The following is a 12,842-nucleotide window of genomic DNA, read 5'->3' as shown; positions in this document are numbered from 1 at the left end:
ATTAGCGAAGTGTAATTCGCCATCTTGCGCGCGACTCGGCGAGAGAGGGCGGATTACGCCTTGCGGCCAATCCGCCCTACGCATCCGCTGCAGGTCAATTTCGGTTCTTGAGCTTTCGGTGCAGCCGGATCACTTTTTGGCCCTGCCGTCAGATGACTGCTCTGCCGACCCGCCGATTTTCTTCGCGACCACATAGACGTCGACGCCGCTCATCGAGCATTCCTCGCTTGATGCCTGGCTTTTCGTGATGACCTCGATTGTCTTGCCATCCTTGGTGTGAAACGTGATGTCGTAAACCTCCTGGTGGAGGTCCTTGCCGATCTTTTCGGATGCGAGACGAACGGCCTTGGTCTGCGCCTCGATCACGGATGGAATATCGATCAGGCCGGCGTTCTTGAGGTGCACGAGGGCCATGTTCGTGGGCCAACTCGCGCAGTCCGGAGACTTCGCCAGAGCCACCGCAGCCGGCATCACAAATATTGCGGCCGGTACCACTTTCAACGCGGCGCGCATCAATGCACCACCTTGATCGAGTGGTCGCCACTTTCGCAGATCTGCTTGCGCCTATTGATGGGCAGGACGGTAACGTACATGCCGTCGCGGTCGCCGCGCTTGTAGAGCTTCTTGCCAGGCTTAAGCTTCGGAAGTCCCGTATCGGTCAACAAGGTACTCTCCGTTCGGTTCGCCGCCAGATACTATCATGGTACTGCTTCATTATTCTCAAATACGTTGTTATCTTTTGTCAAAAGAAACTCGACTGCCCGGTCAACCGAGGCCCTGCGAATGAAACGCTTGAACAATCTGGAGTGCGTGACCCTCTTCGTTGACGACCTTGCGCGCGCGAGGGCATTCTACGAGGCCGTGTTCGACGCCAAGCCGATTTATTCCGACGCCGTATGCAGCGTGATCGGGCTCGGTGGCGTCATGGTCAATTTGCTACAGGAGACGGAGGCACTGCAGCTCGTGCAGCCGGTGGTGCCGGCTGCTTCGAGCGCCGGACCTCGCATGCTCATGACCATTCGAGTCGGCGATGTCGATGAGGCCTGTGAGAGGCTCCGGCAAAGCGGCGTAGACTTGGTGAACGGCCCTATCGATCGTCCCTGGGGTCGCCGCACCGCCGCCTTTTCCGACCCCTCCGGTCATATGTGGGAGATCGCACAGGAGATACCCTCCTAACATCCGTCATCCGCGCCGGGACGTCTGCACCAAAGCGGTTCTCATTGGCGAGTGGCAGAGCATTGCTCCGATGGCATCAACAGGGCCAATCGGGCGATAGCGCCGCTCTCCCCACTCTCTCGTTCGAGACCATGCTAACGCGCTGATTTCAATGCAAACTATTTGGCGCGTGTCGCAAGACGAGTCCCGATCCGTCAGAAATTTCGCTTTTGATTCCAAACAGGAATTCGACGATCTGCGATTTGCTCGGTTTCAGCGAGGATCGGCATCAATCGGGCGGTTTTTCAGGAACGCACGCCGACCTTTCGCCGCTCAGTTGCCGGGCTAACCGTATTCTTCCATTATTCCGAGAGATGGCAGCGTGAAGTTCGTTTCCGAAAGGCCATGGACGGTGGGCATGGAAGTAGCCGGTTATAGGTCTAAAAGGTATGCGGTGGACGGTGTTTTCCTGTCATCTGCCGGGCGCCGCTGGCGCGGAATGTCTGCCGAGCTCCGATGTCACTTTCCCGGGGAAATACCACCGTATGTGCCTCCCTTCACTGAGATTGCCGTGCTCTTGCGAGGAGCGTCAGTCGTGACAAGACGGGCGGGAGGCATGAAACAGCGCATTGTCGGTGCTCCGGGTACGATCGGGTTGTGCCCCGTGGGATTGCGCGAAGAGTTCACCCATGTATCAAAATATATCGATGAGATGCTGCACATCTATCTCTCCCCCAGCCCGTTTGCGGCCCTTGCCAAGCACACGCCCCAGGATTTCAGCGCAACCTCCGTGAGATACGATGCGGGATTCAGAGATCCCCTCATCGAACATATCGCAGCGGAGGTGCTTGGCGAATTAGAGTTCGAGACGTCTTGCGGCGACCTTCTGGTCGAAACGCTGGCCGACACACTCGCGGTGCGGCTGCTCAATAATTATTCCAGTCAAAGCGCCAATCCTCTTCAGGTTTCGCACCGGTCAAAAGGGCTCGACTCGCGGCGCCTTCAGCGCGCGATCGAGTATATCAATGCAAATCTGACGAAGGAGATCACTGTTGACGAACTGGCCTCGGTCGCTTCGTTAAGCCGTTTTCATTTCTCGCGCATGTTCAAAGCAACCACAGGACAATCGCCCAGCCGCTTCATCGGGCACCTACGCTTAGAGCTGGCCAAATCGCTTCTGATTGCAGGCAGATCGATTGCCGACGTGACCCACGATTGCGGGTTTTCCTCAGAGTCGAATTTTGTCCGATCCTTTCGACGGGCGACAGGCCTCACACCGGGCCAACACCGCAACCGGGCTCGCAAATAGCGGCTATCGCGGAGCTGTAGCCGATGCGTGCGCGATCCGGCGCGGTTCGCGTTGTCTCGCCCGCTGCCCCGCCCATCCCCGGGCAACCAGCACGCCGGGATCAACTCGGCACACCAAGAATGAAACGCAGCACGCAGCGAGCATGCGTAACTTGGTGCGCCAATCTACCATTGGTTCAGCTTCGCGTCCGCGAAGCAACGTTCGCGACCTGGCTAGCAATGTACGGGCGCACGACGAAGGATTACTGACATGGCAATCGGTACGGTCGTTCTCGTCCACGGTGCGTTTGCAGATGGATCTTGCTGGGCGAAGGTAATTCCGTTTTTGACGGCCAAGGGGCTGACAACCATCGCCGTTCAAAACCCGCTTAGCTCGCTCAGCGACGATGTGAAGGCCGTTCACCGGGTCATCGAGATGCAAGAAGGCCCGGTCCTGCTGGTGGGCCATTCGTGGGGTGGTGCCGTCATCACGGAAGCAGGTAACCATGACCAGGTGACGGGTCTCGTCTATGTCGCGGCGGGTGCACCAGACACCGGCCAGTCCTTTGACGACTGGTGGAAGAATTATAAGCCGGTGGCCGGCGGCGCGATCGCTCCCTATGGGGAGGGTTACGTTGCCCTGACGCGGGAAGGCACACGAAAGCACTTCGTGCAGGACCTGTCGGACGCTGAAGCCGATATCGTCTACGCTACGCAGGGTCCGCTCGCTGTCGTATGCTTTAGCGACAAGATCAGCCATGCCGCTTGGCGTTCCAAGCCTTCATGGTACATCATCGCGGAAGACGACAAGACTATTCCACCCGACGTCGAGCGCGATTCTGCCGCTCGGATGGGTGCAAAGACGCTGGCGCTTGAAAGCTCGCACGTGGCCATGCTTTCGAAGCCCAATGCAGTCGCGGACTTTATCGCAAGTGCGGCCGCCTCTCTGTAGTTTCGGCTTCGTATTTTGCTTCGCCTTCAAGTGAAGCGGTCGCGCATCTTCAATCTTCATCACGGGAGAAGTTCCATGATGGCGCTTCGAAATCTGATCCTATTGGGTACCGGCTTGCTTGCGATCGCAATCGCGCCAGTGAGGACTGCGGCAGCGGAGCTCAAAGCAAAAACCGCAATTCTCGTGCATGGCGCGTTCGCGGACGGCTCGTCATGGCAAAAAGTCATTCCGCTTTTGGAAAAAGCAGGATTGAGCGTCGTCGCCGTACAAAATCCCCTCGATGCATTGGAAAATGACGTGGCCTCCACCAAACGCGCCATCGCCAATGCGGAGGGGCCAATCGTGCTTGTCGGCCATTCCTGGGGCGGCGTCGTCATTACGGAAGCGGGCAACGACCCGAAGGTCAAATCGCTGGTCTACGTGGCCGCCTTTGCGCCCGACAACGGTCAATCGGCCGAGGATATCGCGAAGAAATATCCCGAACAGCCGGTTCAGAGCTCGTTCGTCAAGGACAAGGACGGTTATCTCAAGATTAATGATAGCGGAGTTGCGAAATATTTCGCGGCCGGTCTACCGCCGGAAGAGCAGAAGCTGATCGCAGCAGTACAAGGACCGTTCCACGTTCGAACGCTCACTTCGCCCGTCAGTCATGCTGCGTGGCGCGACAAGCCGTCGTTCATGGTGGTTGCGACAAAAGACGCCGTCATCTCGCCGCTTCTTGAGGCGGATCAGGTCAAGTTGGCCAAAGCGACGTCCATTAAGGTGCCATCAGGCCACATCGCAATGCTTTCCTATCCAAAGGAAGTCGCCGAGCTCATCATCAAGGCCGCCGAGTAGGAGGCGCTTGACCGGCGGCGTTGCTTTCGCCTCGCTGATTCCGGCCGAGCGGAGCGTAACCCGCCCTCGCCGGTTGGCTCGATGCGCCCCGCGAGTTCGCCCCCTGCGCGTATCACCATTCAATCAAGGAAAAACCGTGACCCAGCATGTCCTGTTCATCGTCACCAACGCAGCCGTGCTCGGGCCGCACAATCGCCGGACCGGCTTCTTTTTCGGTGAGGTCGCTCTCCTTTCGACGCGCTCGACAAGGCGGGAATCGCGGTAGAGTTCGCGTCCCCTGCCGGCGGATGGACGCCCTACGACGCGTACGACGAGAAAGACCCGGCCCAGAGGGAGTTTTTCGAGAGCAAGGCCTTCCGCCGACTCAATCACAGCCGCAAGTTATCCGAGGTGGACGCCGCGGACTACGACGCGATCCTGGTGCCCGGCGGCCTCGGGCCGATGGTCGACATCCAACGCAATGCGGACGTCCAGAGGGCCATCGTGCGCGCCTGGACCACGGGAAAGCTCGTGGCTGCTGTTTGTCACGGTCCGTGCGCGCTGCTCGGCGTCGACCTCGGCGATGGCACGCCCTTCGTGCGCGGCAGGAAGCTCACGTCGTTCTCGAACAAGGAAGAGTACGACTACGCCCGCGAGGACGTACCCTACGAACTCGAGGACGCGCTGAGAGCGGAGGGGGCCGAGTACTCCTCTGCATCCAACTGGCAACCTCACGTCGTCGTTGATGGCCGCCTTATCACCGGCCAGAATCCGGCCTCGGCGGGACCGCTGGGTAAAGAGCTGGTCGCCGCCCTCAAACGACCGCGAGCGCATCTCGGAGCTGCCGACAGATGATGCTTCAATGCGGTGGATTGCGCCTGCGGCCAATCCACCCCACGAGTTTCTTCACGGACCTAGCCTACTCCCACTCTATCATTTCGAACGCGGCTTCGTCGTTGATTAGTAAGCAAAATTCTCCACGTGTGACGGACAAATCCCGACGACATACCCGCTGCGATTTTTCGGTCTTGAATTCACAGAAAAATTCGAGCCGCTCGTAACGCTGGTGGCTCCGGTACCTATCGGGGTCAATCGACTGATCGGCGCTCCCTGGGTAGCGAAGATGGCTGTGCGCGCACTGGTGCGGTGTAAATTCAAATACCGTCAGAGATCGGAAAGGCGCTCGCTCGGTCCGCACAGACAAAGGCGTTCTTGAAGAAAAGATGAATATTCTCTTGATGCCGCTGCTGTCGACCTCGCCGACCCACAAACAGACGTCTATCGGGGTGGCCAGCCGGATCTATTTTCCGCGGAACACCGCCGGGCGACGCTCCACGAAAGACTGGATGCCTTCTTTCATGTCTTTGCTGCTGAAAACGCGGTCCTTGATCTTCTGGCCCGCTTTTCTGGCCAGAAGCGGCCTTCTCCGCCAGCTCGCGTTTTGTCCGACCGAAAGTCGGATCTGCGTCCGGCGCCGCCATCGGGCGACCAGTTCGTGCGGACTACCTTCAAGTCTCCGTTCGATCGCGAACCTAGGTTGCAATCGGACCTCTAGAATATTCGCCGAGCGCCCGAATTTGTCGAGAACTGAAGATCTTGGCTCTCGTTAGGAGGGGCGCCCTTGTCGGCGGAAGGGGTGTCTTGTCAACCTTGCTGAAATCGCTCGTTTTTTTCGTTCCCGTCGCGGGCAATCTACGGTCCTAGCCACGATCAGTTTCGCAGCCTCTCGACCGTAGTTTTCCGCCATCTCGCGCAATGCGCCGGCCTCTCTGGGCACCCTGCTCTCCTCCGCCAAATCCAGGCAGATGCGCTCCATGCGCGCGAGATCGTCGATGTCGTGCTGATGTCGCCCCATGCCGGTGATCAGACTCCGGCCTGCACCAAGCCGTCAAGGGTTGCCACCCGGAAATTTCCCAGTACCGATTTCGTCGAGCCGGCCGGATGATCTCGAAATGAAATCATCCAAGCCAAAGCAGTGGACCGAGAGCGAGCGAAAGAGGCTTGCCGCGATGGCACGTCGGCGCGCCGCGTCGGAAATTGCGGCAGTCCTCGGGCGGCATACCGGATCGGTGAAGCGGATGGCGCGAGAGATGGGATTGCTCCTAAAAAAATAGAAGCGGCTCCTTTCCTCTACACGCTCAAGAGAAGCGGCACAGAGTTCGGTGCCGGCATCAAGTATGCCGTCGAGCGCGGCTGGCTCGACCTGCACGAGAGCGGTACCTACGTGCGGCTGCTGACACCTGGCGATGGTTTGCTCGGTCAATAGATCAGCGTGAAGGACAACCACGCCGCGAGTGACGCGCAGAGACAAATTCCAAGATAAGGCAATGCAAGGCGCATCGGGCTTTCCCTCCGAAACGCGAATATGGATCACCATGTCATGTTTGGACGGAGAGTGCTAGGAATCTTCGGTTGCAAGCCGCGCGTCTTAGAAACTGGACGCCCTCGCTCCGACAGGGCATCGCACGATCGTCAAGTTGGTTGCGAAGGGATGGCTTGAACTCGGAAACGAGAGCGGGACCTATCGGATCATGACCGCTGGCCAGGACGCCCTGCGACTCGCCATCCCTTGACAAACGCTTGCGCGCGACTTGCAGTTGCCCGAGCATCTGCGGCGTCGTCGAGATCAAGGCGAGGAGAGATGTCGTGGCGAAGACCATTCATTTAGACATTATCCGAAAGCTGATTGCCGTCTCAGTGTGAGCAAGGGGGATCCCGCCATTAGGGAGTACGTGCAGGCGTGCGTGCACCGTCGATAACTGCGAGCACGACCTTCACGACCTTACAGAAACCCCCATCCTCTTTTGGGGGCGGCTCGGCGTCTGCCCTGTGAATAAGCCGGACAAGCGAGCAATACCCCCCCGGCGCTCGCTTGACGTGTCATCCTCAGTAACGCGGTCGAATCAGACCTTCCGGGACACGAGCATGAGCACAGGGCCAACAGCGTTCGAGATGATCAGGGATTTTCTGTCCAAGCCGTTTGTCGGGCCGATCCTCAGCCTAATCGTCTTAACGGTGTCTCTGACTTCGCTCTTGTTTGCCGTCCTTGCATATAGACGCCAAGGCGTCCGCTGGGAGAACGAAGACGCCAAAGCGCTAAACGTGACGCTTCAGATGTTTGACAGTCTCAATCCACAGAAAATGAGGCTCGGCAGATTGGAATTTACATCACAGCTCCCCTACCGGGTTAGAATTTCATCAGTTCAGATCGGCAAGCCCGTGGACGCTCTCATATCCTACGTTGAGATTGGAAACTCCTATCTCCCCGTCGTGCCGCCCGCAAAGTCCTTCGGGGTGGATGATGGACAAGGCTACGAAGACAATAATGGAATGGGCAATCTGGTACTGCTGATCCAGACTCAGGAGGCTTCAGACCAGCGGCGTAGCTTGGTCGAAGTGACTGTTACGTTCGTCGAGGTGAACGGAAGTCGAACGCTTGTGAGGACGGCGAGCAGTGTGCTGCCTCCTCTTGCTGCGACGAACTGACCACACGTCAGTGATTATCAACTCGAACCGCTCAATTGTTCGCCACAATGCGCCAGCAGTTTCCGAGGCTCCAGGCCACGAGAATTTTCAGGAACCATCATGCCGCACAAACTCTCTGCCGCCGTGGCCTGGACCTCTCTTGCATTCATCAGTTACGCGACTCTGTCTCCCATCGGCGATAGGCCTCAACTGAGCAATTCGGCCGACATCGAACACGTCGCCGCCTTTGCGTTTTTAGGCTTCGCATTTTGTACCGCCTATCGGAAGCGATTGAAATTTGTATGCAGCGTCGTGCCGAGTAGCGCAGTCGCGCTCGAATTTTTGCAAACCCTGACGCAGATCGTCATGGCAAATTGCTGGATGCCTCCGAAAAGATCATTGGCGGCTTGCTAGGGATATTTCGCGCCATCGTTGCTTTGCGCCTGTTGGAGCGCTGGACGACTCCATCTGATGCTTAGCTGTTTGGGCGCTACTGGAGCCGCACCGCGGTGATCGTGCAGAGGGTCGTGACGGTGTATGTCATGTTGCAGAGACCTATCGTGTCTGCGGCGCTCTTGGCGAATTGAAAGTTCCAGAATTAACCTCCGGCATGGACATCAAGCTTAACGCGCGACCTTTGTTGCGTCGTTGTCGTTTCGCGGAAATACTTTGATAAACGCGAGCATTTTTTCTGATTTTATTTCTCGTGACTGCCTAAACCAAAGGCGTCATTATGATCAGGTATTCATCGTACGGCAGCACCAACTATCGCGATAAACCTCGCGAGAAGATTGAATGGCTCGACCCGCTTCAACGGCAATATCGTGAACTGCTAGAGCTGCGCGAGCGGGTAAAACAAGCCGAGGCCGCGAGAGCGCGAAAATCGCGCGACAGGCGACGATCACGAAAGTGATTGGATCACGCCGCGCTAACGGTCATTCTTCCGCCGCAGCCGCTGATCCTAACCGCGGTGGTCGAGATGTCCTACGAACGGCGAAACGGGTGAAACTACCAGGGGTGTCCCGTCAGCCTCGCCGATATTGATCGCTTTTTCCGCACGCGCCGCGCGTAACCTACGGTCCGAGCTACGGTCAGTTTGGCAGCCTCGCGACCATAGTTTCCAGCGAGCTTCCGCAGCGCGCCGACCTCTCCAGGCACCCTGCTCTCCTCCGCCAAATCCCGGCAGATGCGCTCCAGACGCTTGAGATCGTCGATGTCGTGCTGATGCCCCCATGCAACCGATCAGACTCCCGCCGCGTGGTCGCCGTCAAGTCTAGGGAGTCCGCCCATGGCCCCGGGCCGCACAGGCAGTGTGCTGTCAGTCGATCGATTTTCCAGACGGTGGGCGGGGTTTCTAAGGCGCTAGGGATGGCTTTTGATTGGTATTTCCCTGCCACGGCTTAGAGTGCTCATGCTCAGCAATCCACTTGACCGCGTCGCCTTCCGTAATAAAGCCCTTGATGACTTCCGTTTCGCCATCGGGCCACAGAATATCGACCCCCCAGCCGAGTCCGGGATTTTTCCGAGCCATGAAAGTTGGTCGCTGCTCGAACATCCGCCGAATATGCGCCTGTGGCACCCAGGTTCAAGCCAGCTATCCTGCCGCAATCAAACTATCCCACCGGGTCCGCCCGCCAGGCCGGCCGGTTCGATTCATGTGCAATGTCTAACCCACGACTCGCAGTAGCCGCGCACGCGGTCCCAGCTACTAGGAATCGATAATTTGCGCGGTGCTGACGATGCCGCTGTGATCGCGGTATGCGCGCTCCCCGTCGATACACAAAATGGGCGGGCCATTATCCGCCCGGTAGTCCTGCTGAATGGCTGGCAGACGGCCGTTTGACCTGCGGCATCCAGTGCCTGAACGGCTCTTGCGATCGCGGGGTCGACGTGCGGCTGCTCGCGCAGGATCAGCCCTGGTCGCGTGTCGGCTTGTGCCTGGTCTGCTCGGCATGCGGCCAAAGATCGGCGCAAGATCATTCATACATGTTAAGTACTTAGGTTCCACTTTCGGCTGGAACCGGGAAGTTTTCCAGGATCTGACATCGGATGATCATACTTTAATCGGCGGCCACCACCGCCTCGCGGTGGCAGCCAGCCTCGGTAAAAAACTGTTCTGGCGAGATACCGGTGAACCAGTGAAGCTTGATCACTTCTTCAGGCATTATGGAAGTTCTCTCGACATACAGCCTGATCGGCCCGACGAGCGTTGTTCGGTACATTGCAACTACGCCAACTGAGGCGGGGCAGCTTTCATTTTCACACCCCATCGCTCTCCAGCGTATCGCCCTTCAGCGTCGCCCAATGCTGGCATTGAACCAACATCGCTCCAGGTATTCGCGGTCGCAGGCGGATAAGAAAAATGCGTTATTGTCACACCATGCTGCGCGTCTTGGCAGTTTTTTCGATGACCCGTAGGTTGGCACCGTAGGTAGGCGGTAGCGCACTCACTATCGAGCCAGAATTAGAACGAAGCTTCAATACGATAGTCGTTTGAATGTGGAGGAGTGGATATCTTCTGGCCTTCAACAACGTGAATTGCAGCAATTTAGCTATACGCCAAGAGTTGCCAAATCGGCGAAGTCGTCTGGTCCGACCCGGACAAAGCCGAAGCCCTCCATGTACTCGCGCTTGTGGCCCGTCAGCGAAGTAGCGGCGCTCTTGAGGTCCGCTCAGCGAGGCATGGCGGCCCAAATTTGCTCAAGTTGAGTTCTTCGCATTTTGACCCACAGCCGACGTCAGCCGCGACGATCCCGTCTAGCGTTGACAGCGCAACCGATTGCGCCTGTAATTGAAGGGCAACACTTTATGCGGGCGCGAATTGCCGATGGAGAATTGCTCATGATGAATTTCAGCCGACGGGATGCTTTGAAGATTTCCGCTGGCCTGACGCTTACGACCGCGGCGGGCAGCTTTTCCTGTCTAGAGGTAGCCAAGGCTGGCCCGATCGAGGTCCCAACCATCGACAAGCTCAGCGTCCGGGTTCTCGTCGACAGCGCGAGCGACATCTTCTTTAAGCCGAAAGATGTGAGCGGAGTGAGGACCGAGCCCGGCCGTCCGGCCGATCCGAAGCGGCCGTTGCATAGCGAATGGGGGTTGTCGCTGTACCTGGAGCCGCAGCGCGGCGATGAGAGGAAAACCTTTCTTCTTGATTTCGGTTGGACGCCGGAGGCGATCAACGGCAACATGGAGCTCTTGAAGCTCGATGCTTCCAAGCTCGACGCGCTGATCATTAGCCACGGCCACTTTGACCATTGGGGTGGCCTGCTCGGCTTCCTGGAGCGGCACCGCAAGGATATGCCGGCTGACCTCACGATGTACGCCGGTGGCGAGGATAATTTCTGCCCGCGCTACGTTAAGATGGGTGGCGGAGGCGACCTTGCCGACTTTGGCACGCTCGATCGCCGGGACATTGCCAAGCAAAACGTGAAGGTTGTACTGTGCGAAGCTCCGGTCGTAATCGGCGGTCAGGCCTTTACCACTGGTAGGATTACCCGCAGCAGCATCGAGAAGGTGCTTCCGAACAGTCTGGTGGGATTTCAGCTCAAGGACGGTGCCGGCTGCAATACCAGCCACTATTTGCCGGCAGAGATGGAAGGCAAGATCGTACCCGACGAACATATCCATGAGCACGCGACCTGCTTTAACCTGAAAGACAAAGGCCTGATCGTCATCTCGTCCTGCGGTCATGTTGGCATCGTCAATTCGGTGCGGCAGGCGATGGCAGTTTCCGGCATCGACAAGGTTCATGCCATCATGGGCGGCTTCCATCTCGGACCGGCACCGGCCGACTATCTTACGCAGGTTGTCGCCGAGATCGCAAAGCTCAATCCTGACGTGCTGATCCCGATGCACTGCAGCGGGCTGAACTTCACCCAGGAAGCACAGCGCCAGATGCCGGGCAAAGTGCTGACCACAACGACGGGCACACGCATAACGTTCGGGATTTAATCAACGGGACACGCGGTGACGAGGCTGACGGCGTGCGCGCTTGTTGTGGCAGCGTCCATGATTGGCGCTATGACGGCGGTCGCCGACCCGCAACCATCGGCCGCCGAGATGATGGACGATCTGATGTTCGCCCGCGGGCCGATCGGAGGACCGTTCACCCTGACTGACCAATACGGGAAGATGCGCAGCGCCGCCGAGTTTCGCGGCAAGCTGACGATCGTATATTTCGGTTACACTTCCTGCCCCGACGTCTGTCCGACTGACCTGATGGCAATCACGCAGGCGCTGGACGCGCTGGGGCCCAAAGCCGAAAGAGTTCAACCCATCTTCATCACGATCGATCCCGAACGTGATACCGAGGTGCTTGCGAATTACCTCAAGGCATTTTACCCCAGCTTCATCGGGCTGACCGGGTCTTCCGACACGATCAGGCAGGTCGCCAATTCCTACAAGGCCTACTACCGGAAGGTGGATGACAAGCGCAGCGGCGAGTATGCTATCGATCACTCGGGCGTCATCTATCTAATGGGGCGGAACGGCGAATATCTCGGCTTCATGCCGCCGCAGACGGGGCCCGATCGGCTCATCGAAATCCTGCGCAAATATCTTGATTGACGCGGCGCACCTCCCGCCGCTCATTCGGTAGCAGCACTAAAGCGTTCTGTGCTCGGTCTGCTGTTGGCCCGTTGGCGAAGTGCGGTTTGGCTCAGATATGGTCTGCTAAAGGGGCAGACCGGAAGTGAAAAAGCGCCCATCAAACCGGCGCTGGTGACCCCAAGCCGTCATCGTCGGCGTGCGTTTCAGGAGGGCCCGATCCGCTAACGCTTGCGCACCAGCAAAGACCAAACAGGCGACGCACCGTCCCAGCCGCGAAGGCGCCCCGACAGCCGCACCTTCAGCCCGGCTTCCGTGATCCGCTCGACAACAAGATGCAGCGCGATCACGTCGCCCTCTGACAGCTCCACACAGCCACGCTTCCGCGACCACACCGCGCCCGGGAAGCGAAACAAGTTCGCCTTTAGCCATCGTCCGCTGCGCTCCGACAGCGGTTGTAAGTCGACCTGAGCGCCGGCCCTAGGCCGCAGCCTGACATCTGCCCGTCGCAGCCAATTCGGAGTAACCCTACGCGGTAGGCCGCAGCGCGCTGATCTTTCCAGTTAACCGTTAGAGCTCGTCGGACTCCTCGGTTTTCGGCTTCATCGTCGCAGCGAGCACT

13 protein-coding genes and 1 pseudogene are annotated in these 12,842 nt (G+C 58.2%); 9 read left to right on the top strand and 5 right to left on the bottom strand.

Features of this window, described 5'->3' with window-relative positions:
• Positions 1-129: 129 nt before the first annotated feature.
• Together ABIB90_RS26705 and ABIB90_RS26700 are read right to left on the bottom strand one after the other, a co-directional pair.
• Complete coding sequence (locus tag ABIB90_RS26705) at positions 130-513, bottom strand: hypothetical protein (protein ID WP_354163925.1); 384 nt, start codon at positions 511-513, stop codon at positions 130-132.
• Entirely contained in the window at positions 513-665 is a 153-nt protein-coding gene (locus ABIB90_RS26700) for an integrase (protein ID WP_035992850.1), read from the bottom strand. The genes ABIB90_RS26705 and ABIB90_RS26700 overlap by 1 nt, the downstream gene beginning before the upstream one ends.
• Before the next feature lie 118 nt (positions 666-783).
• On the opposite strand from ABIB90_RS26700, the gene ABIB90_RS26695 reads away from it, so the two are divergent.
• The 5 genes and pseudogenes from ABIB90_RS26695 to ABIB90_RS26675 all read left to right on the top strand — a co-directional run bounded on the left by ABIB90_RS26695 (position 784) and on the right by ABIB90_RS26675 (position 5,065).
• Positions 784-1,176 (top strand): VOC family protein, encoded by a 393-nt coding sequence (locus ABIB90_RS26695; protein ID WP_354163909.1) that lies wholly within the window; start codon positions 784-786, stop codon positions 1,174-1,176.
• 595 nt (positions 1,177-1,771) lie between these two features.
• A complete protein-coding gene (locus ABIB90_RS26690; protein ID WP_354163911.1) occupies positions 1,772-2,464 on the top strand; it encodes an AraC family transcriptional regulator in 693 nt (230 codons plus the stop codon).
• A 249-nt stretch (positions 2,465-2,713) separates the two neighbouring features.
• Positions 2,714-3,394 (top strand): alpha/beta fold hydrolase, encoded by a 681-nt coding sequence (locus ABIB90_RS26685; protein WP_354163913.1) that lies wholly within the window; start codon positions 2,714-2,716, stop codon positions 3,392-3,394.
• 30 nt (positions 3,395-3,424) lie between these two features.
• Entirely contained in the window at positions 3,425-4,231 is an 807-nt protein-coding gene (locus ABIB90_RS26680) for an alpha/beta hydrolase (protein ID WP_354201683.1), read from the top strand.
• Between the two features lie 136 nt (positions 4,232-4,367).
• Positions 4,368-5,065 (top strand): annotated as a pseudogene (locus ABIB90_RS26675) (type 1 glutamine amidotransferase domain-containing protein).
• A 1,033-nt stretch (positions 5,066-6,098) separates the two neighbouring features.
• On the opposite strand, the gene ABIB90_RS26670 reads toward ABIB90_RS26675, so the two are convergent.
• Positions 6,099-6,587: a hypothetical protein gene (locus tag ABIB90_RS26670; protein ID WP_354201682.1), complete on the bottom strand. Its 489-nt coding sequence runs from the start codon at positions 6,585-6,587 to the stop codon at positions 6,099-6,101.
• Positions 6,588-7,135: 548 nt separating this feature from the next.
• Here ABIB90_RS26670 and ABIB90_RS26665 point away from each other — a divergent pair.
• Together ABIB90_RS26665 and ABIB90_RS26660 are read left to right on the top strand one after the other, a co-directional pair.
• Positions 7,136-7,696: a hypothetical protein gene (locus ABIB90_RS26665; RefSeq protein WP_354201681.1), complete on the top strand. Its 561-nt coding sequence runs from the start codon at positions 7,136-7,138 to the stop codon at positions 7,694-7,696.
• 99 nt (positions 7,697-7,795) lie between these two features.
• Positions 7,796-8,089 (top strand): hypothetical protein, encoded by a 294-nt coding sequence (locus ABIB90_RS26660; RefSeq protein ID WP_354201680.1) that lies wholly within the window; start codon positions 7,796-7,798, stop codon positions 8,087-8,089.
• A 940-nt stretch (positions 8,090-9,029) separates the two neighbouring features.
• Here ABIB90_RS26660 and ABIB90_RS26655 read toward each other — a convergent pair.
• Positions 9,030-9,230, bottom strand: coding sequence for a hypothetical protein (locus ABIB90_RS26655; RefSeq protein WP_035992571.1), 201 nt, complete (start codon positions 9,228-9,230; stop codon positions 9,030-9,032).
• 1,286 nt (positions 9,231-10,516) lie between these two features.
• Between ABIB90_RS26655 and ABIB90_RS26650 the strand changes: the two genes are divergently transcribed.
• On the top strand, positions 10,517-11,626 hold the full coding sequence (locus ABIB90_RS26650) for an MBL fold metallo-hydrolase (RefSeq protein WP_354172961.1): 1,110 nt from the start codon (positions 10,517-10,519) through the stop codon (positions 11,624-11,626).
• A 108-nt stretch (positions 11,627-11,734) separates the two neighbouring features.
• Positions 11,735-12,241, top strand: a complete 507-nt coding sequence (locus tag ABIB90_RS26645; protein WP_354201679.1) for an SCO family protein — start codon at positions 11,735-11,737, stop codon at positions 12,239-12,241.
• 203 nt (positions 12,242-12,444) lie between these two features.
• On the opposite strand, the gene ABIB90_RS26640 is transcribed toward ABIB90_RS26645, so the two are convergent.
• Positions 12,445-12,570, bottom strand: a complete 126-nt coding sequence (locus tag ABIB90_RS26640) for a hypothetical protein (protein WP_283806973.1) — start codon at positions 12,568-12,570, stop codon at positions 12,445-12,447.
• Positions 12,571-12,842: the final 272 nt, after the last annotated feature.

It is taken from the genome of Bradyrhizobium sp. JR4.1 (assembly GCF_040548605.1).
GTDB lineage: Bacteria > Pseudomonadota > Alphaproteobacteria > Rhizobiales > Xanthobacteraceae > Bradyrhizobium > Bradyrhizobium canariense.
Note: the sequence above shows the minus strand (reverse complement) of the source record. Positions and strands in the feature narration are given on the sequence as shown.

Bases quoted from the DNA above. Each gene is read 5' to 3' on its own strand.
- ABIB90_RS26705 (WP_354163925.1), bottom strand. From the start codon at position 513: ATGCGCGCCGCGTTGAAAGTGGTACCGGCCGCAATATTTGTGATGCCG.
- ABIB90_RS26695 (WP_354163909.1), top strand. From the start codon at position 784: ATGAAACGCTTGAACAATCTGGAGTGCGTGACCCTCTTCGTTGACGAC.
- ABIB90_RS26690 (WP_354163911.1), top strand. From the start codon at position 1,772: ATGAAACAGCGCATTGTCGGTGCTCCGGGTACGATCGGGTTGTGCCCC.
- ABIB90_RS26685 (WP_354163913.1), top strand. From the start codon at position 2,714: ATGGCAATCGGTACGGTCGTTCTCGTCCACGGTGCGTTTGCAGATGGA.
- ABIB90_RS26670 (WP_354201682.1), bottom strand. From the start codon at position 6,587: ATGGTGATCCATATTCGCGTTTCGGAGGGAAAGCCCGATGCGCCTTGC.
- ABIB90_RS26665 (WP_354201681.1), top strand. From the start codon at position 7,136: ATGAGCACAGGGCCAACAGCGTTCGAGATGATCAGGGATTTTCTGTCC.
- ABIB90_RS26660 (WP_354201680.1), top strand. From the start codon at position 7,796: ATGCCGCACAAACTCTCTGCCGCCGTGGCCTGGACCTCTCTTGCATTC.
- ABIB90_RS26655 (WP_035992571.1), bottom strand. From the start codon at position 9,230: ATGTTCGAGCAGCGACCAACTTTCATGGCTCGGAAAAATCCCGGACTC.
- ABIB90_RS26650 (WP_354172961.1), top strand. From the start codon at position 10,517: ATGATGAATTTCAGCCGACGGGATGCTTTGAAGATTTCCGCTGGCCTG.
- ABIB90_RS26645 (WP_354201679.1), top strand. From the start codon at position 11,735: ATGATGGACGATCTGATGTTCGCCCGCGGGCCGATCGGAGGACCGTTC.